Raw genomic sequence first — 22,767 nt, forward strand, 5'->3', positions numbered from 1 at the left:
GAATCCAACGTCAATTCAGTGCAAGCACGTCATATCAGTTGGGCCAGTGCGCTCGACTTGCATGTATTAGGCACACCGCCGGCGTTCATCCTGAGCCAGGATCAAACTCTCATATAAAATACAAGAACTTGAATAGCTCTAATTCAAATTAATTAAGCGAATTGACTTCGCAAATGTTTTGCTTCAAATCATAATGATTGAAGACCCTACACATTTGATTCGTCGAAACTTTGTTCAGTTTTCAAAGGTCTACCTTAGCCAGCAACAAGCGCTGGCTAACGAACTTATTATATCAGATGCTCTTTGTAATGTCAACAACTAATTTTAATATTTTAACTAGCTGTCATACTTTTTAACAAGCAGCTTTTATAATATATCATGTTGTCTCGCTTAAGTCAACAATTAATTTCAATCAACATTTGATAGAAATCATTGCCTCGCAGACAACGTTAATTACTATACCTTGTTCTTAATACTATGTCAACAGAATTTCTAAAAAATATTTTGCAATATTATTTTAGTCATTATTAAGCTTTAACAAAGCCTTTAAATTGCACTTCACAAAGTTAACAACGGTTGATAAACTTACTAAGTATTGTGAATTTTTAAAAGGAGCTAGTCAATGATTTCAACATTAATTGATTTTGTTTTACATATTGATACTCACCTTATTCAGATCGTAAATAACTTTGGTGATTCAACCTACCTTATTCTCTTTGCGATCATCTTTATCGAAACTGGTGCAGTGATTCTTCCATTTCTCCCCGGTGACTCACTACTATTTGCAGCAAGTGCTCTAGCAGCTAACGCACAATATCACCTTAATATTTGGATATTTGTTTTTGTTTTCCTTGTTGCCTGCCTTCTTGGTGATTCACTAAACTTTTATATTGGCCATCGAATTGGCAAAGGACTATCTAACCATTCATTATTTGGAAAATTAATTGATAAAGATAGTCTTACAAAAGCTGAGCAGTTCTTTGAAAAGCATGGCGCTCCGGCAATCATTCTTGCCCGCTACATGCCAATAATTAGAACGTTTGCTCCATTTGCAGCAGCTGGTTCTGGATTCCCTTACCGGAAATTTATTCATTACAGCGTCATTGGCTGTCTTTCCTGGGTAACCATTTGTTGTGCAGCTGGCTATTTCTTTGGCAATCTTCCATTCGTTCAGGAACACTTCTCAGTAATTATTATTGCCATCATTGTCGTTACGTTAATACCAGCAGTGGTCAGCTATCTAAAATCTAAATTTACCGCTAAATAATTTTTGCCGATTATAAAACCGCAACCAACTAAGAATCGCAACAGTAACTACCAGCCAAATACCGAATAATTTCAAAAAGAAAATTGGTGGCATTCCCATAATGATTGGGTCAGTCTGCGGATTAAAGATCCACTTATTATCACTAAATAGTAAGTAATGGAACGAAATAAATGTTCTCTCAAAGTCAATTGCCGCTAACCCGCTAAATATTAACAATCCAAGACATAGATAATCAATAAGCGAAACCAACGTTATCAGCTGGCTTCGCTTTTTTTCTTGTTTGATTTTGCTAATAACTAATCCCCAACTGACAAAGCATACTCCCTCATTAACTATCAAGAAGTACCGTACCATTGAAAAATGTTCAATTGCATTGTTACTAATCGGTAAATAATGAAAAGTTAACTGATTAGCTATTGGGGACTGAAGATAAATTATTAAGCGACGATAATCACTCATAATTTCTCCCCAGTTCAATCCGTTAACGGCAAATGGGCACAATAAATTAATCGAGATGTTTGTCGTAATGATTACTGCAATAGAAGCAGCTGCAAAGAAATATACTAACACCTCCAGGATGCTCTTTAGTCCTATTTTCATCGCTCAACCTGCCAATCATCCAAACTATCAACTTGATGAGTCGGTTGAATAGCTTCCTTGCTAACCTCTGATTTTGTAGATAAACCTGAATATACTAATAAACTATCAATTCCAAAATTAATTGCCGCTTTAATATCCGTATTGTAGTTATCGCCGACCATCACAACCTGCTCTTTATTAAGGCCGCTTTTCTTCAGCGCCATTGCCATTATAATTTTTTCTGGCTTGCCAATCATAATTGGTTGCTTTTGGGTAGCGTATTCTACTAATTTCACTAAGGAGCCTGCTCCAGGAACCATTCCCCGCTGATTTGGCAAATTACTATCTGAGTTGGTTCCAACAAACGTTGCTCCTGCTCGAATTAGTAAAACGGCAGTTGCTAACTTGTCATACGTTACCTCTGAATCTAATCCTACAACCACATAGTCTGGTGATGTATCTGTAATAGTAAAATGACGATTAGTAAGCGCATTTCGTAGACCACTTTCACCAACTACGTACACCCGTCGTTTCTCTCCTGCAATTTGATCTAAATAATCAGCAGTCGCGAGGGCAGTCGTATAAACGTTATCGCTGTTTACATGAATATCGTGGTTAATAGTTAAGTTATTAGCGACAAACTCTGGTGACCTTGTACTATTATTTGTTACGAATAATACTTGCTTACCTGCATTTTGAAGGCGACTAATGAACCTTGCCGCAGCTGGGATCCGCTTAGTTCCTTTGTACATTGTCCCATCAAGATCGATAAAATATCCTTGATAATTATTTTTCATTTTGATTCCTCTTTACCCGTTGATGGATAACAAATTTTTGTTGGTGATTACCAACTTTAACTCGTTTTGCTGATTGGCGACGACGCTTCCGTGGCTCTGGTTGGTTAAGTTTCCGACGCCGCTCCCTAATTGCCGGAGAATGTTCTTTTCGGTGTCGCCGATTACGTCGTTTAGGCAGGCGAACATCACAGTTTTGAACGATAAAGTATGGGCAACCAAAATTACAATCTTCGTACAAGTAGTCTTCAATCGTCTCAACTCCCTGTTCAGGTCGAAATAGTGGATTATCTAGATCGTAAAAGCCCTTCAAGCGTAACTGATCGTAACCCCAATCACCAACAATATAGTCATACTTATTTAGAACATTGCTAAAACGATTAGCTAATTGCTCACCATCGAATCCTTCACGATAATTTTTTAATAATTTATACTGATGACCATTGAGAAGGAAATCATTTTCAGATTGTTCCTCGTAATGATATAAATCGACTCGTTGCTCTTCGCGTTGATCAATATACTCCTGAATTTTTGCACGATTCATTTTTTCACCTCGTTTCATTTAAAACTTAAAATTACTAATTATCATAATACCACGTTCTTAACGTCGCTTGGCAAAGTCATCTGTCTTACCATTGATTAGCTTTTCGATTTGACTAAAGCTAAGTGGTGCGCCAAATGGTATTTTTTCAGGCAATAAATAATCAAATTCTGGTGAATCAATCCCAACATTAATGTTTTCCTTCGCCGGAACCGCATAATGATGAATATGACCATGAAGATTAATAATTTGCGGTGCTATTCCCAACATCAAAGGATAATGAGTTAGGTAATACTGACGATGATCGTATTTCAGCAATACGCCAACATCATGAAAAGCAAACTTGGGCTTTCCATTAAAAAAATAGTTGTTTTTAGCTAAGTATTTAAATAATCCTCTACTGTCATGATTTCCTTTGATTAATACTAAATGACTATTTAATGAGTTAAGAATTTGAAAAACTTTTTCATACGCTTTAGTCTGCGGCTTAGCAAAATAAACAGCAATATCGCCAAGGTGATAAACAATATCATCCTCACTAACTCGTTCATTCCAATTTTTAATAATCGTTTGATCCATTTGATCAACCGTCAGGAAAGGCCGTGGTGCGAAATCATCAATTCCTAATAAATGCTCATCTAAGAAGTGAGTATCAGCCGTAACAAATTGCATTCTCTTCACCCCTTATTCAAATTTAAATAAAAACAAACCGATAGTTAGGGCAAAAAGTCTTCCCCAACTATCGGTTTTTATAATAAATTACTTGCTTTGCTTCTTCAAGCGTTCAATATCCCGAACGATCATTAATTCTTCGTTAGTTGGAATTAATAACGTCTTAATCTTAGCGTCCGGTGTTGAAAGATCCCGTTCAACACCATGACAATTATTCTTTTCCTGATCAATCTTGATTCCGAAGTATGCCAGCTTATCGGTAACCATCTTCCGAATTGGAACACTATTTTCACCAACACCGGCAGTGAAGACAATTGCATCTGCTCCACCCATTTCTGCAATGTAGGCACCGACATAACGAACAATCCGGTTTACATAGATATCAATGGTTAATTGAGCACGTTTGTCACCCTTATCAGCTGCAGCAAGAATATCACGCATATCTGGAGAAATACCGGAAATTCCTTTAACCCCAGACTCATGGTTTAAAATATCAATCATTTCTGGTGCAGTCTTACCCAACTTTTCTTGCATAAATTCAACTAAGGAAGGATCTACATCCCCTGAACGGGTTGCCATTGTAATCCCAGCCAATGGTGAAAAGCCCATAGAAGTATCGTATGACTTACCATCCTTAACAGCAGTAATTGAAGCACCCGCCCCAATATGCATTGTGATTAATTTCAGATCTTCAAGTGGCTTGCCAAGCATTTCAGCAGCCCGTCCAGCAACATAACGGTGACTAGTACCATGAGCACCATACTTCCGGGCACCATACTTTTCGTACCATTCATAAGGAACACTATAAAGAGCATTCTTCTTTGGCATATTTACATGGAATGAAGTATCAAATACAGCAACTGCAAATGCATTTGGCAGCACCTTACGGAATTCCTTAATCCCGACTAATTCAGCTGGATCATGTAATGGAGCATACTCAGCCAAACTATCAATCTTGGCAATTACATCATCAGTAATTACTGCAGAATCCTTAAAGTATTCACCACCGGCAACAACCCGGTGACCAACAGCAGTAATCTCATCATAGCTTTTAACAATCTTGAGACTGATTAATTGATCCAATAGGTACTTAACAGCAGTACCGTGATCAGCAAAGACCCGTTCTTCTTCATGCTTTTGACCATCACCATACTTAATCTTAGCATGGCCCATCTTTTCGCCAATTCGTTCAATTGTTCCTTCAGCAACGACATCCTCACTTGGCATATCAAATAGCTTAAACTTTAGTGTTGAACTTCCGGCATTAACTGCAATTGTCTTTGACATATGATAACGTCCCCTTTATTTTTTAATATTTGTTGCAACCCAATCATTAATTTCCTGCATAAAACGAGCAAAGTTTTTTTGATCCTTAAATGATGGAAATTCGCCAAGGAGAACTTTGGCGGCTTGTTTACCGTTTCCTCCATGACGCTGCAATAGTAAAATTGATTTTTGTGCAGCTGGGTTAGCAAATAATTCACTTGGCAAATTAACGAATCCTTGAAGATAAGCAACTGAATGAATCCACTTAACAAATCCTTCAGTTTCCTTCGTTTGAAATAAACTACTTGGAACAAGAAAAACGCCAAAGCTACCTGGTTTTAAATAATTCATCGATTGTTCAATTAACAGGTGATGAACATACGAGTGCCCATCTTTCGCACGCGTCTGATAATCCTTAGTATTGTTATCAAGCGGGTAATAACCAATTGGTAAATCACTAACTGCTAAATCACACTGTGGAATATCTAAAGCGCTAACGGAATCTTGATGGAATAAATCCACATTAGCATGCTGCAACGCAACGTTGACACTGGCGACACTAAGCATTGAATCATCATTGTCAATCCCAAAGCCTTTAATGTTATCATGTTCATCTTTATCAAGCTGGTTAATAACAGTCGTTAATAAATTAGCTGTCCCAACCGCGGGATCAAAAATTGTTTCAAGCTTTGTGTTTTGAGTTACCTTTTCGATCAAGAATGCCATCAAAAGACCAATTGTATCTGGCGTCATTTGGTGGTTTGCTTGAATTGCATCTTTTCGAATAACTTTCAAAAAACTCAACTGAATTAATTGACGAATTGCCTCTGCTTTAACATTTTGAAGATCAAGTTGCTGGTAGATCTTCTTCAGTTTTTCTTGAGTCTCCTTATCAGGAACGCCATCCTCTACCCGAACAGTATTGTCATCAATAATATTCTCTGCATTCTCTAGCATTGCGTCTAAGTAGGAACAATTTAATGCAGATTGTAAAAGCATCGTTCCCTGATCAAACAACTCAAATAGTTTTTGAACTGATTGCTGTGACAGTGTAGGTCACCTCCATTACATTACAATCATCTTTAAGTTTAACGATTCTGTCTATTAAATTCAAGGTAACGCTTTACTAACGAACATTATTTAACCATTTAAGCTAAAATAGCCCTATTTGTTCTTAAAATTGTGAACTTTTTCCTTTGCATAATCAGCTGTTCCATTTAAGTTTTCTCTAATTTGATCCTGCAGTTTTAACATTAATTCACGATTAACTGCTAATTGATTTTTTTGATACTGAAATTCAAACACTACCACTCCAGTTGAAAGTGCCAATAAAATCAGACTAATTAATATTGCATACCCCGCCCTCATTCTGATAGTTCGTTTTTTCATAGAACCTCACTACTCCTAATATCGTTTATCCATTTTTGCGTTGCGCCTTTACTGCAACTCGTGAGCCAGCTAACTTACTAAACATTACTGATCCTGGCTTTATATCATCAAAAAGTAGCAAATAGCCACCACGATTTTCACGACTCAGGTATAAACGATCCGTTGCATGTAATTCATACGTTAATCCGGAATGCTGGCTTGTTAACCATAATTTTTGTCGTTCAACCCGCTCAAGCATAAATTGATGATCAGTGGATTCCAACTCTGTCAAACAAACATACCAATCAAGAGGCTGATTACTCGATTTAACAGTAGTCGATTTAATAACTCTTATCTGAAGTGAGACCAGGGTAGTAATCAACGCCATAATCATCAATGCAATTAAGCACTCTAATAGGGTAAAGCCCTTTTCCCTTATCATTTTCTAACCTCTAAAATTGTTTGACCACCAAGGGATACTATTACTTTCTCTTCAGAAGCAACCGCACTAAGCTTGTCACGCCTTATATAAACCGGCCGGTGAGTCGTTATTAATTCATCAGTAGCTTCCTTAGCAATTCTATATGCTGCTAAATCAATGCATTGTTTTTTAGATTGACGTACCAGGCACTGATGACAAATTAAGGTAAACGTGATCCCTAAGGAAATAATCGTCAACGCAATTAAACTGTCCGCTAAAACAAATGCATAGTGCTTATTTCTCTTCAATCCGATACCCTCCCCAAGCCAACTGAATTCGCATTAAATATTTCCGCCCATTAATTGACGATTGAAACTCCTGCGTCCGTGGCTTTGTATAGCCATTTTCGTGTATTTTAAAGTCATCAAATTTTCTAACAAGGATGGTTTCTGGTATGTCCAGCTTGTCTTTAACCAGCTTGCGTTGTTCGCGCCAATCAAATTCTATTTGATAACTTACGGGGTCAAAAGTCACCAGCGTTTCAATGTGTTTTGTTTTGGAGCGAACCTGGGCCGCTTGCCATGATTGACGAAAATCATTCCAAAATTCGTGTTCCACTACTACCCGTCGACTACGCGTCAAGTTAGGAAAAGAAAAGGTAATGATTATAGCAGTTAATATCAAAACAATAATTGCTTCAAGCATGGTAAAAGCCTCTTTTTTCACCGCTTAATAACCTTTCCGTCCACAATTACAATGTGTTGCTCATGAGCCTTCTTTACTTGGGCAGCCGTCAAGTACTTGGCATCCCTTAGTTCTTCTAAACTAACATTCTCATTACCACCATCATTTGCGTATTCATCAACTTGGGTCTGCACAACCGAAACCATTGCATCACGGTGAATCCTTTTAGCACTTTTTCGTTGAGCCGTTAAATTAGGCAAAACGATCAAAATTAACAAACTAATAATAAAAAGGACAATTGACATTTCTAATAAAGTAAATGCTTCTCGCTTTCGTAACATTAAATTACCCCCTGCACTGAATGATAAATCGGCAATAATAATCGTAAATAAAGTCCAATAATAATTAACGCAATTATGCTAAAAATAATTGGCTGAATAAGTGCTAATAAGCGCTCAATTCGTCTAGTTAAGCGAGTAAACAAAATATTAGCTAAGGCTGTTAAATCACTACCTAGATCTGATAAGGTCGATCCCTTTGCCACAATTATTTTAAGTTCTCCTGGCAGAAATCGTGCACGCTTAAACGGTTCTGTTAATCCGTGTCCTTGATTAACCGCAGTTTTTGTAAGATTTCCTAGTATTGATAAGAAGCTTTGCTCAGCACCTTCGCTAACAATTGCGCAAATTTCTTTAATCGTTAATCCATGGCGAATCATCATTGCAAGATTGGTAACCACATAGTAGCCGTAAAACAGTTGATAGCATTTGCCAATTACCGGTAATGAACATAATGTATTGATCCTTTGCAACTGATCTAACTTCAGCCACCGTAGTCCTACTAAAAGGCTTCCAGCTAATATTCCCCCACTAAGATAGGCAACTACTTCTAACAAGTAATAATCAGTCTTATTCTGTGGATTTACCGTTCCCCATTGAGATAGTTCAGGAAAAATGAACATTTTTAATGTCACCATTAAACTTACCAATAATCCCAGTAAGATTAATGGGTATTGCAATAACGTCATTAATTTTTGTCGTTGCTTTTCTTGATGGAGCATCAGCTTACCAATTTCTTGCAAACATTCTTCTAAGCTTCCGTGCTGTTCTGCAAAAAGCAACTGGTAATATAAATTTGTCTTTATATGCGGTTTTAAGCACTCTGCAAATGATTTTCCATCTTGCATTGCCAAATTGATTTCCTGAAAAATAAATTGGTATCTTTTTAAGATTGCTCCTGAAAACTCAACCGCATGGCGTAGGGAGAAGCCGCTTTTTAATAAGTCAGCAACTAATAATAACCACTCTGCTTGAGCACGATAATTAAATTTACCCGTTTTTAAGTTTTTCATAGTTTGCTACCGTGATTCTCCCTTCTTCTCGTAATTTTTTGAGTTGTTGCCGCCAAGCATTACTCATCCCCTGCATTTTCTGTTCTTCAATTACTGTCGATAATTCTTTTCCACTCAATACATCAAATAAAACAGCCGCTCCATCACAGAGAGGAAGCAATCTCTGATAACAAATTCCCGTTAATCCTTGATGAAGATAATATTTTTCAATTCCTAATTGTTGCATCCTAGCAACTACTCCGTAAGCATTTGCCGCATGGACCGTTGCTAAGACAAGGTGTCCACTAAGAGCCGCTTGAATCGCTAGCTTTGCCGTTTCCCGATCACGAATCTCACCAATAACAAAATCATCTGGACGATGCCGTAAACCGACTTTTAATAACTCTTGATATCCCATTGCTGCCTTATCATTGACCTGTAACTGCAAAAATGTTGCTTCCTCAATTTCTACGGGATCTTCAATCGTCATCACAAGTTCTTCCTTTGCAAGTTCCTTAGCCAACCGGTACATTGTCGTTGTTTTTCCCGATCCCATTGGTCCCGCAAATAATATTAAGCCACGTGACTGAGTTAATTTGGTGATCAGGTTCCACTGTTCCGGTCGATTTACCCGGTAATTAATGTCTTTTAATGAATAAATAAAACGAATAACCATTGATTCTTGCGCTTGATAATTTCCGACAGTCGATAAGCGCATATCAATTGCTTCATTACGGCTAATCCACCATTTGAGTGCTCCAATTTGCGGACGACGATGTTCACTCATAATCATATTGCCGCGGTATTTAAAGTAGGCGATCATCTGATGTCCCTCATTTGCCGTTAATTCCTCAACCACACTTTTTTTACCTTGAACACAGGTTAGGATCCGGTAACGATTCTGGTAGGGAAGAATGAATAGATCAGAACTCTGGTTTTCAATCGCATTATTTATTAGTTTTCGAAACTTTTCCATTTAGTCACCTCCAATATAAAAGAACGGAATTTAATTCAAATTCTATTTTTTAAAAGAAAAAACGATCAAGATTTTCTCTTCTCAATCTTGATCGTCGACTTTTTCTCTACAGCCCATATTAAATTAAGAAATTATTTAAAGTAATAAAGAGATTGGGAATACCAATCTCTTTATTACTACTATTCAGCATCTTCTGGTAGCTGACCAGCTTCATAGATATCCGCAACATCATCATTAGCAGTTAATTCGTCAATAAGGTGATTATATTGCTTAACCTTATCTTCTGGAACTGCAGTCCGGTTTTGTGGAATCATGGTTACTTCAGCAGTATCTAACTCGTAACCCTTTTCTTGCAAGGCATCACGAACACTAGTCATATTACTTGGATCTGTGAAGATTTGGAACTTTTCGTCAGTTGCCTTCATGTCATCTGCACCCGCATCAAGTGCATCCATTAACATATCATCTTCACTCTTATCAAGACCATCACGAAGGACTTCAATTAATCCTTTCCGGTCAAACATGTATGAAACTGAACCGCTAGCGCCAAGTGAACCGCCTGCATGGGTAAATGCTGAACGTACCGCTGCAGCAGTCCGGTTCTTGTTATCAGTCAAGGCAGATACCATTACGGCAACACCACCTGGAGCGTAACCTTCATAGGTAACTTCTTCAAACTTCGCGCCATCAATACCAGAAGCCTTAGCAATTGCCCGATCAATGTTCTTCTTTGGCATGTTAGCAGCGTGGGCCTTATCAATTACCAAACGTAATTGAGCGTTGTTCGCTGGATCAGGGTCACCTGCTTTAGCTGCTTGGTATAAGTCACGTGAAATCTTTTGGAAAATCTTACCACGCTTAGCATCTTGGGCGTTTTTCCGTCCCTGAATGTTATGCCATTTTGAATGTCCTGACATTACTGACTCCTCTTTTCTTAATTAATGTGATAAACAGGTAGATTTTAGCAGATCTCCTTCTGAAATTCAAGGTCACCGTCTTTTTAGGACTCCCCTAACTATTCGCCAACCAAATAAAATAACCGTGAATATTAGGATAACTAACCAAGAACTAATTGCTTGAGAATGGAAATCCGTCCCTAATTGAGCTGTAAAGGAGCTAAAATCCGGATAATTACTACCGATCTGGTTGATAAGTGCTCCCAGACCAAGGATTAAAGCATAAGTAATTAACGAACTCCACAAGCCAACCCACGAAAACGAGCGAATAAAATACTTCCTCAAAACCGCAACTAGGGCCATAATTCCTAAGCCGATTACGGAAATTAAGGCAATTACATGATCAACCGTTTTAGCAATTGAGATCATACTAGTAAATTGCTTAACCTGTGAAGTATTTAACTGACTATTAATTGCATTCGCAACTTCATCGCTAACACCAGCGGTCATTGAATCAGTAACCTCAGCAGATATTCCATACCTTGCAGCTGTTTGTGAGGCTGAGTTGCCAACATTATTTATTACTGGTTGCAAGTTAAGGTTAATCTCTTTTCCTGAATAAATCTGATCAACAGCTTGAGTAACAAGTTTATTTGCTTCCTTATCGGATAAAGCCGTCGTTGATATTCCATACTGCGATAGGTTACTGTTCACGGTTTCCATTACCGTTGAGGATAAGTTTGAGCGAGAAATTTCGTGGTTAACAAACCGCGCATTCAGGAGTGTTTGGTTTAAAATTAACGAAAGCATTAACAAGACAACTAAAATTGTCCCCCAAACAATCACTAGCGGATGACGGTGTGGCTGTTCCGAACCACTACTTAGCGATTTTTGCTGTTTACGCCGAATTGCACTTCGCGTTTCCACGATCTTATTAACCCCGTCGCGTGGATTGCCGTTCAATAATTCCGTGATCAAGAATTACATCGTCAGTGTCACTAACCTCGCCATCCATCATTTTCGTTAAGAGGCGCATTGAAATTGCACCAATATCATAAAGGGGTTGTGTAATCGAAGTTAAAGTTGGCCGAGTGATCTTGGCATATGTTGTATCATTCGAGGTAACAATTTCAAAATCATCGGGAACTTTAACCCCATTATCAGTTAAGCCATTTAAGAGCCCGGCAGCTAAATCATCATCACTAACGTAAGCAGCTTTAATTCCCTGCTCAATTAAGTGATCAGCTTGTTGATAAGCACGATTATAATCACCGTTTGTCTCAATTACGTATTTAGATTCAAATGGGATCCCATGTTCTGCCAATGCCTCTTTATATCCGGCCAATCGGTACTTAGAGTTAATTGAGTAGTCAAGGGAACTAACAACAAAGGCAACTCGATCATCGTTATGATCTAACAGATAGTTTGTTGCTTCTTTAGCAGCGTTCTGGTAGTCAATCCGAACTGTAGCAAGCTTATCATCGTTAACAATAGAGCCAGCAACAACTACCGGAGTATTAGAAGCTGCAAATTCTTGCTGTAACTCAGCAGACATATCATGACCCATGAAGATAATCCCATCAACCTGCTTTGCAAGCAAGCCACGAGCAACCTTTAGAATCTTATCGTCGTTAAAGTCTGAATTAGTTAAGATAATATTGTACTTGTACATGGTTGCAATATCATCAATTCCTAAGGCAAGTTCGGCAAAGTAGGGGTTAGTAACACTAGGAATGATTACCCCAACCGTTGTTGTCTTCTTTGAAGCTAAACCACGAGCAACGGCATTAGGCCGATAGTTTAACTTTTTAATAACATCAAGAACCTTTTGACGAGTTTCCGGCTTAACGTTTGGGTTCCCATTTACCACCCGTGAAACGGTAGCCATTGAGACTCGTGCTTCTCGCGCTACAGTATAAATGGTAACTGCTTGTTTCTCCATATTGATAGCCCTTTCTTTACTGTTTTTATTTGTTTTCATATTTTTTCATAACCACATTAATATAGCAGATCAATATTCTTTTGGCAAACGTTATCATAAAAAAATTTTAAAATCTCAATTAATTAATTATGCAGAATTATCAGATCTAAAAAGGCCGACAACATCACTTCTTGATATCATCAGTCTTAATCACCTTTATTGCTAATTAATTCTTCGTTAAATTTAAAAGCCACTGGCTAATCCTTATCAGTTTTACTTTCTTCAGCTGAGGCATCCTTAGAATCTTGAGTGTCTGGTTTAGCTGCTGCATCGGTCTGGCTTGTAGCATCAATGATAATATCAGGATCGGCGCTTTTAGCAAGTTGTTGCCGAATTTCTGCCGTTTCCTTATCAAAATCATCATTAGTAAAGTGATCAACTACGTGGTTTGCCTTGCTCTTAACCTTATCTGCTGTCTTGCTAAAACGACTGCTTAAATCATCTAACTTTTCACTTGCGTCATGTTCAGCTAGCTTCTCATCAATAATATCAAGAGCATTTAATGCATAGTCAGTGGAAGCGTCAGCAACTTCATTTACATATGAATTAACATTTTTCTTAATATCATTCTTTTGCTTATCAGATAAACACTTCCATACAACATAAGTAGCGGCACCACCAAGGATGGTTCCTAATAATAAATTCTTACTCATTATTCATCCATCTCCTTTGCCTTTTTTGTTTGTCGGTGTTGACGTATTTTTCGCCATGCGCTCATGGCAACAGCTTGAGTTGCCAATTTAGTAAGTCCAGAAAATTTACTTTGGCGTTCTTCATGACGTTCAACAAAGTTATTAACCGCTTCGTTAACATTTGAAACGCTTTGACCAACATCAGCAACTGCTTTCACTGCCGGATCAAGTTCAATAGATTTCTTATTCAAATCTTCCAATAAACTATTAGTATTTCCTAGCAGCTTTTCGGTTTCTTTGCTCAAAGTATCAACATCATCCGATAAGACTTTAACTGATTCATTAGTCTCCTTAAGAACTTTACTTACTCGACTAAGTGAAATGCAAGCAAAAATAACCAAAATAACAAATGCAATTGCTGCAATAAGACCAGCTAATTCACCAATTGTCATTATTTATCCCCTTCCTATCAAGAAATCTCGATAATTCTACCCACATTAGTAGAATAGCATACCTAACTCCCATTCGACAATTGATCCAATGGCTTGTACAATAAAATAAGTCTTTTTAAGGAGGAAAATAATGAATTCGGTGCTTAACAAGCAAGTCCAACAAGTTACTAAAGTTTTTACTGATTTATCATGGCATGAAATTTCACAACATTTTTTCAGTCGATTACTCTTAATCGTGGTTACCCTTTTATTATTTTGTGTCCTACTCTGGTTAGGACGGTTAATTATCGATCACTTATTCGTTGAATCAAACCATGTTAAATTTCTCCAATCAAGTAACCGGGTTGCTACTATCCATGCCCTTACCCTAAACATCTATCGTTATACCTGTTACTTTTTTCTACTCTACGCCATTTTATCGGAAATTGGTGTTCCAGTCGGGACATTAATTGCTGGAGCCGGAATCTTTAGTATTGCTTTAGGGCTAGGTGCTCAAGGATTTGTCAGTGATATGGTTACCGGTTTCTTCATTCTTTTAGAACAGCAGCTAGACGTTGGTGATGTTGTAAAGGTTGATTCAATCAAAGGAACAGTCACCGCGCTCGGGCTTCGGACGACCCAAATTACAAGTAGTGATGGAACACTTAACTACATTCCAAATCGAAATATTACAACCGTGCAAAATTTTTCACGAAATAACATGGTTGCTAACGTTGATATTCGTATTTCTGCTAAGGCACCATTAGAAAAAATTGCTGAAATTATTAGTGCAGAAAACAAAAAGTTGGTGGCCACCATCCCTGAGCTTCGTTCTACACCGGTAATTGTTGGTCCCGTTAATGTCGGTGGTCAACTAGTTTTTCGTGTTACAATTACCACCCAAAACGGTGTTCAGGATAAAATTGCTAGCCGCTTTCTTTCAGATTACTTAAAGGCATTACGAAAAAACAAAATTCCACTAGGCTGGGTTAATGATTCTAATCCAAATCCAAATAACTAAAGATAATGCAATAGGTCTCTAAAATGAATTATCTTAAATTGTTAGGTTTGTCTAACAATTTTAAGGTATTTCAAACTCTAGAGACCTATTTTGCGCTCTCTTCTTTTCCAAATATTACTATTTATTATCCAACTGTTTTTTGGACATAACCTCATAGTTTTTTCCAAATTCATGCAAGGTATAACTAACTGCCTTTAATAATTCTCGCCGTGTTACAATCCCACAAAACTGATCTTGGCGATCAACAACCGCCAAAAATGACTGATCAATCATTAAACGAAGGTTTTCTTCAACATCAAACGGATCCTGAATTACAGGGGTATTAGTTTGCATTACGTCGGCAACCGTTAATTCATTCAGCTTATTAACGTTAATTTGCTCCGTTTCTAACAGCCGATCAGTAATCATTGCTAAAGACAGCTGACCACGATAATGATTTTCATTATCAACCACGATAATCTTCGCATAACGATCCTTCGTCAATACTAAGAATGCATGATCAAGACTGTTATTAACGTTCACCGTTGCTACCAAACTTGCAGGAATCATAAATTTCCCCCGACGCTGAAGTAGTAACTTTTGGAGATGTTCTTCAATCATTAACTAGCCCACCCTTCATCTTTAATTAATTTCAGGAACGATTAAATTCAAAATGTAATTCAGAAATTGGCGAACAATTACGGTTATAGTAATCAACAACAAATTGCTTCTTTGTAATCCCTACAATTGCAAATGTGCCCCCCAATTCGTGAGTATTCACCACGAGGAAGACTAATGCTCCCAGGATTAATGAAGAGGGTTCCTGCATCCATTGAGACTGCTAACTGGTGAGTATGACCATAACAAACTACTTGTACACCAAGTGACTGAGCTTTAAGCATTAGCGGTGTTAATGAATAATTAACCCGATCGCGATCACTATGAACAACTAGGAATTTAGTGTCTTTAACCGTCAAAGTTAGCTGTGGCGGGTAATTTAGCCCCCAATCATTATTTCCCTTAACTGCCTGAAAATGGGTCATCTCGGTAGAGTCATTTGGTAATTCAGAATCACCGCAATGGATTAAAACATCAACCTGCTTAGCAAACTGATCCTGGATATCCTTCAAGATTTTTTGATCACCGTGATTATCACTAACAATTAGTGCTTTCATTATTTATTCCACCATTCTGCAAAATGTTGAAGAAATTCTTCTAACGCTTGTCCACGATGACTAATCGAATTTTTCTGTTCAGCAGTTAGTTCTGCCATCGAACAGTCAAATTTTTCGACATAGAATAATGGATCATAACCGAAACCATTTTTGCCACGGGGACTTGTTAAGATTCGTCCGTCAACTCGACCATTAGCAATTAACTTAGCACCATCTGGTTTTAAAGCAACAATCGTAGTATGAAAGTGAGCTGTCCGCTTCATTGGAGGTACTTCTGCTAATTCACGAAGCAACTTTTCATTATTTGCTTGATCATCATGGTCACCAGCATAACGAGCTGAATGAACTCCTGGAGCACCATTCAGCGCATCAACTACTAGCCCGGAATCATCCGCCATTACAGGGACGCCCAGCTTTGCCATCACAGTTTGTGCCTTAATTGTGGCATTTTCTAAAAAGGTTGTCCCATTTTCATTGATCTTAATCGGTACTGAAAAATCAGCTAGCGTTTTCACATCAATGTTGTAGGGAGCAAACATTTCACGATATTCACGTGCTTTTCCTTGATTTTTAGTTGCGATTACTAGGGAATCCATTAATTATCTCCTTCTAAATTCAAATTATTACAACTATCATATTGACCATGCAACCACTTATCCGCACCAGCAATCAAATCATTACGGTCTCCAGTAGAATAGAGCTGATAGCTGGCAGTTTGTTGTGCCAATCGGTGCTCGGTGGTCAATAATTTTTTTACTTGATTAACCGTTTCTAGTGCGGGATCGATTAACTTTACTTTGTTCCCCATCTTTTGATTAATTTCATGGGTAAGAAACGGGAAATGAGTACACCCTAAGATTAACGCATCTACTGGTTCCTGATCAAAGGATGCTAATTGTTGATCTACTGTTTTCTGTGCTTCCACGGTTCCGGTCTTACCGTGCTCAACAATTGCTACTAACGGTTGTGTTGCCTTACTAATCACTTTAACGCGAGGATTAAGTTTCTGTAACTCTCGTACATACGCACCATCATTAGTAGTCGATTCAGTTGCGATAACACCAATCCGTTTTGCTTTACTTTCAATTGCAGCGGTTGCTCCGGGATTAATTACGCCAATAACTGGAATTGGCAACTCTTTTTGTACCGTTGATAAAGCAGCTGCCGTGGCGGTGTTACAGGCAATTACCATTAATTTTACTGGCTGTGCTGCTAAAAAACGGCCAATTCTTAAAACTAGTAGGCGGACAAGCTCTTGTGGTTTAGTACCGTAAGGAAAATGCCCTTCATCCCCAACAAAAATAACAGATTCATTTGGAAGTTCTTGTTGAATGACTCGGACAACAGAAAGCCCCCCTAATCCTGAATCCATAACCCCGATTGGTCGATTATCCATTTTATGCACCTCATTCTTTAGAAATCCTTGAAACTATATTATTTAATTTTCTCAAATCTTTTGCAAGTTTTCGAGTAAAATCACCGTCTTTTCCCTGATTATTCAGTATAATAGTAGTGATTTATCAAAAGGAGTATTAATCAATGAGCCAAAAGTTATATGATTCACTGCTAAATAGTCACAGGGGACTAATGAACGGAAGTCTTCGCGATGTTATTCTCCCCGCAATTCTTGGTAAAGAAACCGATGAAATGCTTTACTGGATTGGAAAAGATGTCGCCAGGCAATTCCCCGTTGGCTCGCTTGAGGATCTGCAACTAATCACCAGACAATTGGGATTCGGTGAACTATCGCTACAAAAGAAAACCACTACTAGTCAACAATGGAAACTAAGCGGTCCCATTGTTCAAGAGCGGATCAAGCAAAATGGCGAACAGACATCCTTTGGTCTTGAAATTGGATTCATCGCCCAAGAAATTGAGTTCCAATTAATGACCGTTGCTGAAGCTGAACTTAGTGAGCGAAAAAAGGACTGTATCTTCATCGAAGTCAAAAACGATCCACAAAATAAAGCTGATAGTGAACGAACAGAATTAATAACGTTCCTTGATCTTCACAATCATCAATCCACAAACGACAAGAAGCAGGATAATTAAAAGCTAAAGAAAGCCGGCTGAGAAAATTTTCTCAGCCGACTTTTTATTATTCTTCGGACTTACCGATTTTAATCACGGAAATTCGAATAGACTTATTTAGGAATGGGTAAGCAAAAAACTTCTTTAAATGAATACTTCACTTAAGCATTCTCATATTGTTCAAGCAATTGCTTCAATTGCTCCTTTGAGTGATAACCCACTACTTTATCCACTACCTTACCATCTTTCTTAATCAGCAAGGTTGGAATACTCATAATTTGAAACTCTTGAGGTACCTGACGATTCTGGTCAACATCCATCTTCGTAAAGTGAACATTTGGCATTTCTGCAGATAAGTTTTCAATTACTGGTGACTGCATCCGACATGGGCCGCACCAAGTTGCCCAAAAATCAGTTAAGCTTACACCAGTAGAAGTATCTTGTTCAAAGGTTTGATCCGTTGTTACTTTAACAGTCATATCAAATTCCTCCTCGATTGATTTACTCATAGTGTATCAAACTCTTACGATCTTGTCAGACAATATGCTTACTTTTTAGAAGTATTTATAAATTAACAATTGTTGCTCCATCACCGCCATTATTTGGTGCCGCATAATCAAACGATTTTACCCGCGGATTGGACCGAAGATACTCCTGGGTTCCCTTCCGTAAAGCACCTGTTCCTTTACCATGGATGATTGTTACACTTGAAAGGTTATTCAATAATGCGTGATCAATAAAAGCGGATAATTCACTCATTGCCTGTTCATAGCGATGACCACGAAGATCTAACCGCGCACTGGTCTGTCGAGTTTGGGTTGTTCTAACCCCAGAGCTAACCTTTTCCTTTGCCCGTTCTTCTTTTCGTAACTGCTTATGGCTAATTTTTTCAAGATCATTTTCATCAATTTCCATCCGCAGAATTCCAATTTGAACTTCCCACTTATGTTTACCACGTTTCGACAGTAGTTCGCCCTGTTGACCATAAGATTTAACAAGGACTGCATCCCCAACGTGAAGATCGTGCTTCTCCTTTGCTCTTCGCAGTACTGCATTTCTCTTCAAACGCGGATCTTCACGGTGAAGGGCATTTAATGCTCCTTGTGCATCAATTAATTCATTTTCCTTAACATTTCCGGCTTGACTAATTTCTAACTGACGCAGGCGGTGGATAATCCGGTCAGCTTTCTTCTTAGCCACTGATACTTCGTGATTAGCTTCATTCCGCGCTTTTGCCAATAGCGAATCGCGTTGTTCGTTAAACCGCTCTAACTTAGTTGTTAAATCGGTTTGCTTTTTACGGTTAGCTACTAATAGTTTCTCTAACCGTTCCTTTTCTTCACGAGCAGCTTTCCGTTGTTCAACTAACTCCCCAATCATTTGGTTAAGATCCTGACTATCTTCACTCACTAGGGACTTAGATTCATCAATGATCATTTGATTAATTCCTAGCCGTTGAGCAATTTCAATCCCGTTTGAGCGCCCAGGAATACCTAGAAGAAGGTGATAGGTTGGCTTAAGGGTCTCCTGATCAAATTCCATACTAGCATTAATTGTTTCCGGACGATCATAGCCATAAACCTTTAACTCTGGATAGTGAGTCGTGATCACTACGGTACTCCCCTTACTTGCAATATAGTCAAGAATGGACATTGCAAGAGCGGCCCCTTCCTTAGGATCAGTTCCGGCACCTAGTTCATCAAGAAGAACTAAACTTCGACTAGTAATTCGTTCAAGAATCGACTTCACGTTCTCCATATGACCGGAAAACGTACTCAGGTTTTGTTCAAGCGATTGCTCATCACCAATGTCCGCATAGATATTATCGAAGACCGCAATCGTACTTCCCTCTTGGGCTGGAATGAACAGCCCTGCCTGACCCATCATTTGAATCAAGCCAAAAGTTTTAAGTGTAATTGTCTTCCCACCAGTATTTGGTCCGGTAATTACAATTGACTGGTATTCGTCCCCGATTTTAATATCATTAGCAACAACTTTTTGCGGATCAATTAAAGGATGTCGAGCCTGACGAATAATTACCTGATTATCCGTACTGAGTAATGGCAAACTATCCTTATGGTCGCGGGCAAAACGAGCCTTAGCATTGATAAAGTCAAGGTGCCCCAAGATTTTTGCATTTGCAGCAATCTCGCTTCGGTATGGGGAAATAAGAGCTGATAACTCCGCTAATACTTCTAAAATGGCCTGTTTTTCCTCTATTTGAGCCTGACGCAGCCGGTTATTATACTCAACAACTGCGGCCGGTTCAATATATAATGTTTGCCCACTTGCACTTTGGTCATGAACGACACCGCCAAACTTGTTCCGGTAACGTGCTAATACTGGGACAACATATCGATCATTCCGGACAGTTACAATTGCATCACTCAAATACTTGGCATTTTTCCCTTGGGTAAACCGTTCCATCCGTTGGTGGATCTCTGCTTCAGTCTTGCTAATCAGTTGCCGAATCCCATGAAGTTTGGTTGAGGCTTCGTCTGTGACTCGACCATCAGGATCAATTGATTGAATTAACCGTTTGGTAATTGTTGGAATTGTTATTAGTTGCTGAACAGATTCATTAATTACTCGTAATTCAATTTTTTGTTGTTCCTTAAACTCAGCAAAGAAGTTTTTGACACTCATACTAGTCTGAAGGACCTTAGTAATTTGCGCAAGTTCGGTTCCGTTTAAATTGGCATTGATTCGTAACCGTTTTAACTGAGGCTGAATATTTTTTAATTTTGGAATAGGAATACTACCCGTTAAGCGTAAGATATCAGCACCATCGGTTGTTTCATCTAACCAATACTGAATTTGATCATGATCGGCTGATGGTGTTAACGTTGATAGTTCGTGTTTACCTGCTGCTGAGACCAGATAGCGTCCCAGCTCATGCTTAACCTGATCAAATTCCATTGTTGAAATTGTTTTTTGATCCACTTTTCTTTCCTTTCTAACCTAAAAAATTAATAAGTGTCTGCGTCAAAAATGGTGTCTCCTTAATCATTAGTTGAGCAATTTCCGAATTTGCTAACTGAACTTGCCACCAACCAACGGGACATAACTGAAAAACCATTAGTAAAATAAAAATAATTACATAGCAAATAATAAAATCTAATATTGCACCAATCCAGCGATCAACTGTTCCTAAAATCGGTAGCTTTGCAAACCATTTTAACCGTCGTAACAAGAGTCGAATAACTATCATTAAGATAATAAAACAGCTAGTAAAAGCGATCCCCCGATAAAAGAATTGGCTAAGGTTTAAACTCGCCAGGACTTCTCCCAAAATTGTTGTCCCATGATTAATTTCAGGAAAAAAGTTTGTCAACCAGTCGCCAATTACTGGTGCTAAAAACTTAGCACCAAAATAACTAATAAAGAACGTTAATCCCGTAATAATCATTGACAGTAAGCCATTTCGATAGCCACGAATAATGCTAACTATCAGTAGTAATAAAATAATTGTTGAAAGAATCAATCGTCAATCCCCCGTTAAAGGTAATCAAGAGGCCAAATGCTATGATATTTCTTCTATTCCATAGATAAAAAACGAAGCTATGAACAGTAACTGTCACGCTTCTAATGCTTCCCCTCTAAGCAAGATCAAAATTTAAGATATTTAAGATCGAAAAAAGACCAGGTTACCACCCAGCCCTTTATAGAATACAGTTAGCTTTAAGCCTTAAAGTTTCCATCATTATCCAAGAAGGTATTTAAAACTTCTTCAACCATATCCCATTCTTTATCGTCTTCAATCGGTACCAAGTCTTCACCATCACCATCTTGGTTATCAGCAATGATATAGGCCTGAATATCTACCGAATCATCATTTTCTTGTTCAGCTGGATAAATAAAAATATATGATTTTCCCCAATCATCTGAATCAAACGTAAACAATTCCTTAAAAAGCTGTTCATTACCGTTCTCATCAACTAGAGTAATCATTTGGTCATCTATATTTTGTTGCTTACTCATTAATCTTTACCTCATTTCAATACTTGGACAAGTTTGCCGTGTCGATCTAAGTAACTTTGCAAAATAAAGGTGGCAGCCACTTCATCAATTACCTTCTTCTGCTTAGCCCGCGAAATATCAGCCTCTTCAACTAACATCCGGTGAGCCTCCACTGTTGTTAACCGTTCATCCTGAAAATCAACCGGAATTGATGGAAAACGCTTCTTGAGCAATTCACCATAATGGTGCGAAGCCTCGACACGGGGACCTTCAGTGTTATTCATATTTTTCGGTAAACCAACAACAAATCCCGCAACTTGCTTTTGCTTAACGATTTCAGCAACCCGATCAATTCCGAAGATTTCTTCATCTTCATTAATAGGGATAATTTCAACTGCTTGAGCGGTCCAGCCAAGGGGATCACTAACCGCAATTCCAACAGTTTTCGAACCAACATCTAATCCTAATAACCTCATTTGGTTTCCCCATTATTTTTAAGATATGACCGTACTAACTCCTCAATAATTTCATCACGTTCATGCTGACGAATAAGGTTCCGCGCATCATTTAACCGTGGAATATAAGCTGGATCACCTGAAAGAAGGTAACCAACAATTTGGTTAATGGGATTATATCCCTTTTCTTCTAGTGCTTCATAAACAGTTTTTAATGTTTGTTTGATATCTTCTTGACCATTTTGACCAAAATCAAAAAACATCGTCTTATCATTATTCCCTGACACACTTATCACCTCCAGTGACTA

General features: G+C 38.2%; 31 protein-coding genes. 3 read left to right on the forward strand and 28 right to left on the reverse strand.

Annotated features, from left to right (window positions below; all coding sequences use genetic code 11):
- The first annotated feature begins 625 nt into the window (after positions 1 to 625).
- Positions 626 to 1,267 carry a VTT domain-containing protein gene (locus tag HUK49_RS07630; RefSeq protein ID WP_191913299.1) on the forward strand — a complete coding sequence of 214 codons (642 nt, stop codon included), beginning with the start codon at positions 626 to 628 and terminating at the stop codon, positions 1,265 to 1,267.
- Here HUK49_RS07630 and HUK49_RS07635 read toward each other — a convergent pair.
- The 18 genes from HUK49_RS07635 to HUK49_RS07720 form a co-directional block, all read right to left on the reverse strand.
- A complete protein-coding gene (locus HUK49_RS07635; protein ID WP_191913267.1) occupies positions 1,241 to 1,867 on the reverse strand; it encodes a TIGR01906 family membrane protein in 627 nt (208 codons plus the stop codon). The two genes, HUK49_RS07630 and HUK49_RS07635, sit on opposite strands and share 27 nt — an antisense overlap.
- On the reverse strand, positions 1,864 to 2,643 hold the full coding sequence (locus HUK49_RS07640; protein WP_191913268.1) for a TIGR01457 family HAD-type hydrolase: 780 nt from the start codon (positions 2,641 to 2,643) through the stop codon (positions 1,864 to 1,866). Before HUK49_RS07640 ends, HUK49_RS07635 begins: the two co-directional genes overlap by 4 nt.
- Positions 2,633 to 3,184 carry a YutD family protein gene (locus HUK49_RS07645; protein ID WP_191913269.1) on the reverse strand — a complete coding sequence of 184 codons (552 nt, stop codon included), beginning with the start codon at positions 3,182 to 3,184 and terminating at the stop codon, positions 2,633 to 2,635. The genes HUK49_RS07640 and HUK49_RS07645 overlap by 11 nt, the downstream gene beginning before the upstream one ends.
- 57 nt (positions 3,185 to 3,241) lie before the next feature.
- Positions 3,242 to 3,853 (reverse strand): metallophosphoesterase, encoded by a 612-nt coding sequence (locus HUK49_RS07650; RefSeq protein WP_191913270.1) that lies wholly within the window; start codon positions 3,851 to 3,853, stop codon positions 3,242 to 3,244.
- Positions 3,854 to 3,940: 87 nt separating this feature from the next.
- Complete coding sequence (locus HUK49_RS07655) at positions 3,941 to 5,140, reverse strand: acetate/propionate family kinase (RefSeq protein ID WP_191913271.1); 1,200 nt, start codon at positions 5,138 to 5,140, stop codon at positions 3,941 to 3,943.
- Positions 5,141 to 5,155: 15 nt separating this feature from the next.
- The gene (locus HUK49_RS07660; protein WP_326515904.1) at positions 5,156 to 6,136 is read right to left on the reverse strand and encodes a class I SAM-dependent methyltransferase; all 981 of its coding nucleotides are present in this window, start codon (positions 6,134 to 6,136) and stop codon (positions 5,156 to 5,158) included.
- A 147-nt stretch (positions 6,137 to 6,283) separates the two neighbouring features.
- A complete protein-coding gene (locus HUK49_RS07665) occupies positions 6,284 to 6,508 on the reverse strand; it encodes a hypothetical protein (protein ID WP_191913272.1) in 225 nt (74 codons plus the stop codon).
- Positions 6,509 to 6,533: 25 nt separating this feature from the next.
- Positions 6,534 to 6,929, reverse strand: coding sequence for a prepilin-type N-terminal cleavage/methylation domain-containing protein (locus HUK49_RS07670; protein ID WP_191913273.1), 396 nt, complete (start codon positions 6,927 to 6,929; stop codon positions 6,534 to 6,536).
- The gene (locus tag HUK49_RS07675) at positions 6,926 to 7,216 is read right to left on the reverse strand and encodes a hypothetical protein (protein ID WP_191913274.1); all 291 of its coding nucleotides are present in this window, start codon (positions 7,214 to 7,216) and stop codon (positions 6,926 to 6,928) included. The genes HUK49_RS07670 and HUK49_RS07675 overlap by 4 nt, the downstream gene beginning before the upstream one ends.
- A complete protein-coding gene (locus tag HUK49_RS07680; RefSeq protein ID WP_191913275.1) occupies positions 7,203 to 7,613 on the reverse strand; it encodes a hypothetical protein in 411 nt (136 codons plus the stop codon). Before HUK49_RS07680 ends, HUK49_RS07675 begins: the two co-directional genes overlap by 14 nt.
- Positions 7,614 to 7,630: 17 nt before the next feature.
- A complete protein-coding gene (gene comGC, locus HUK49_RS07685) occupies positions 7,631 to 7,933 on the reverse strand; it encodes a competence type IV pilus major pilin ComGC (RefSeq protein WP_102169415.1) in 303 nt (100 codons plus the stop codon).
- Positions 7,933 to 8,943 (reverse strand): type II secretion system F family protein, encoded by a 1,011-nt coding sequence (locus tag HUK49_RS07690; protein ID WP_191913276.1) that lies wholly within the window; start codon positions 8,941 to 8,943, stop codon positions 7,933 to 7,935. Before HUK49_RS07690 ends, comGC begins: the two co-directional genes overlap by 1 nt.
- Positions 8,921 to 9,898 carry a competence type IV pilus ATPase ComGA gene (gene comGA / locus HUK49_RS07695; protein ID WP_191913277.1) on the reverse strand — a complete coding sequence of 326 codons (978 nt, stop codon included), beginning with the start codon at positions 9,896 to 9,898 and terminating at the stop codon, positions 8,921 to 8,923. Before comGA ends, HUK49_RS07690 begins: the two co-directional genes overlap by 23 nt.
- A gap of 179 nt (positions 9,899 to 10,077) precedes the next feature.
- Positions 10,078 to 10,815: a YebC/PmpR family DNA-binding transcriptional regulator gene (locus tag HUK49_RS07700; RefSeq protein ID WP_191913278.1), complete on the reverse strand. Its 738-nt coding sequence runs from the start codon at positions 10,813 to 10,815 to the stop codon at positions 10,078 to 10,080.
- Positions 10,816 to 10,887: 72 nt separating this feature from the next.
- Positions 10,888 to 11,721, reverse strand: coding sequence for a hypothetical protein (locus HUK49_RS07705; RefSeq protein ID WP_191913279.1), 834 nt, complete (start codon positions 11,719 to 11,721; stop codon positions 10,888 to 10,890).
- 7 nt (positions 11,722 to 11,728) lie between these two features.
- Positions 11,729 to 12,736, reverse strand: a complete 1,008-nt coding sequence (ccpA, locus tag HUK49_RS07710) for a catabolite control protein A (RefSeq protein WP_102169410.1) — start codon at positions 12,734 to 12,736, stop codon at positions 11,729 to 11,731.
- Positions 12,737 to 12,972: 236 nt separating this feature from the next.
- Positions 12,973 to 13,428 (reverse strand): hypothetical protein, encoded by a 456-nt coding sequence (locus HUK49_RS07715; RefSeq protein ID WP_102169409.1) that lies wholly within the window; start codon positions 13,426 to 13,428, stop codon positions 12,973 to 12,975.
- The gene (locus HUK49_RS07720) at positions 13,428 to 13,859 is read right to left on the reverse strand and encodes a DUF948 domain-containing protein (protein WP_102169408.1); all 432 of its coding nucleotides are present in this window, start codon (positions 13,857 to 13,859) and stop codon (positions 13,428 to 13,430) included. Before HUK49_RS07720 ends, HUK49_RS07715 begins: the two co-directional genes overlap by 1 nt.
- A gap of 130 nt (positions 13,860 to 13,989) precedes the next feature.
- Here HUK49_RS07720 and HUK49_RS07725 point away from each other — a divergent pair, with 130 nt between their 5' ends.
- Entirely contained in the window at positions 13,990 to 14,859 is an 870-nt protein-coding gene (locus tag HUK49_RS07725; protein WP_102169407.1) for a mechanosensitive ion channel family protein, read from the forward strand.
- 117 nt (positions 14,860 to 14,976) lie between these two features.
- On the opposite strand, the gene cbpB is transcribed toward HUK49_RS07725, so the two are convergent.
- The 4 genes from cbpB to murI form a co-directional block, all read right to left on the reverse strand.
- Positions 14,977 to 15,459, reverse strand: a complete 483-nt coding sequence (gene cbpB, locus HUK49_RS07730) for a cyclic-di-AMP-binding protein CbpB (RefSeq protein WP_102169406.1) — start codon at positions 15,457 to 15,459, stop codon at positions 14,977 to 14,979.
- A gap of 92 nt (positions 15,460 to 15,551) precedes the next feature.
- Positions 15,552 to 16,013, reverse strand: coding sequence for a metallophosphoesterase (locus tag HUK49_RS07735; RefSeq protein WP_235981059.1), 462 nt, complete (start codon positions 16,011 to 16,013; stop codon positions 15,552 to 15,554).
- Positions 16,013 to 16,609: an XTP/dITP diphosphatase gene (locus HUK49_RS07740; RefSeq protein WP_191913280.1), complete on the reverse strand. Its 597-nt coding sequence runs from the start codon at positions 16,607 to 16,609 to the stop codon at positions 16,013 to 16,015. The genes HUK49_RS07735 and HUK49_RS07740 overlap by 1 nt, the downstream gene beginning before the upstream one ends.
- Entirely contained in the window at positions 16,609 to 17,409 is an 801-nt protein-coding gene (gene murI / locus HUK49_RS07745; RefSeq protein WP_191913281.1) for a glutamate racemase, read from the reverse strand. Before murI ends, HUK49_RS07740 begins: the two co-directional genes overlap by 1 nt.
- 143 nt (positions 17,410 to 17,552) lie before the next feature.
- Between murI and HUK49_RS07750 the strand changes: the two genes are divergently transcribed.
- Positions 17,553 to 18,065: a DUF2507 domain-containing protein gene (locus tag HUK49_RS07750; protein ID WP_191913282.1), complete on the forward strand. Its 513-nt coding sequence runs from the start codon at positions 17,553 to 17,555 to the stop codon at positions 18,063 to 18,065.
- A gap of 140 nt (positions 18,066 to 18,205) precedes the next feature.
- Here HUK49_RS07750 and trxA read toward each other — a convergent pair whose 3' ends face one another.
- From trxA to HUK49_RS07780, 6 genes are all read right to left on the reverse strand, one after another.
- Positions 18,206 to 18,523, reverse strand: coding sequence for a thioredoxin (gene trxA, locus HUK49_RS07755; protein ID WP_040531681.1), 318 nt, complete (start codon positions 18,521 to 18,523; stop codon positions 18,206 to 18,208).
- Positions 18,524 to 18,608: 85 nt separating this feature from the next.
- Positions 18,609 to 20,987 (reverse strand): endonuclease MutS2, encoded by a 2,379-nt coding sequence (locus HUK49_RS07760; protein WP_191913283.1) that lies wholly within the window; start codon positions 20,985 to 20,987, stop codon positions 18,609 to 18,611.
- Positions 20,988 to 21,000: 13 nt separating this feature from the next.
- Positions 21,001 to 21,528, reverse strand: a complete 528-nt coding sequence (locus tag HUK49_RS07765) for a CvpA family protein (protein WP_191913284.1) — start codon at positions 21,526 to 21,528, stop codon at positions 21,001 to 21,003.
- 197 nt (positions 21,529 to 21,725) lie between these two features.
- Positions 21,726 to 22,025 (reverse strand): DUF1292 domain-containing protein, encoded by a 300-nt coding sequence (locus HUK49_RS07770; protein WP_191913285.1) that lies wholly within the window; start codon positions 22,023 to 22,025, stop codon positions 21,726 to 21,728.
- 11 nt (positions 22,026 to 22,036) lie between these two features.
- Positions 22,037 to 22,480 carry a Holliday junction resolvase RuvX gene (gene ruvX, locus HUK49_RS07775; protein ID WP_102169399.1) on the reverse strand — a complete coding sequence of 148 codons (444 nt, stop codon included), beginning with the start codon at positions 22,478 to 22,480 and terminating at the stop codon, positions 22,037 to 22,039.
- Positions 22,477 to 22,722, reverse strand: a complete 246-nt coding sequence (locus HUK49_RS07780) for an IreB family regulatory phosphoprotein (protein WP_102169422.1) — start codon at positions 22,720 to 22,722, stop codon at positions 22,477 to 22,479. Before HUK49_RS07780 ends, ruvX begins: the two co-directional genes overlap by 4 nt.
- Between the last annotated feature and the right edge of the window lie 45 nt (positions 22,723 to 22,767).

Origin of the sequence: Limosilactobacillus portuensis (assembly GCF_014838735.1) — a bacterium.
GTDB lineage: Bacteria > Bacillota > Bacilli > Lactobacillales > Lactobacillaceae > Limosilactobacillus > Limosilactobacillus portuensis.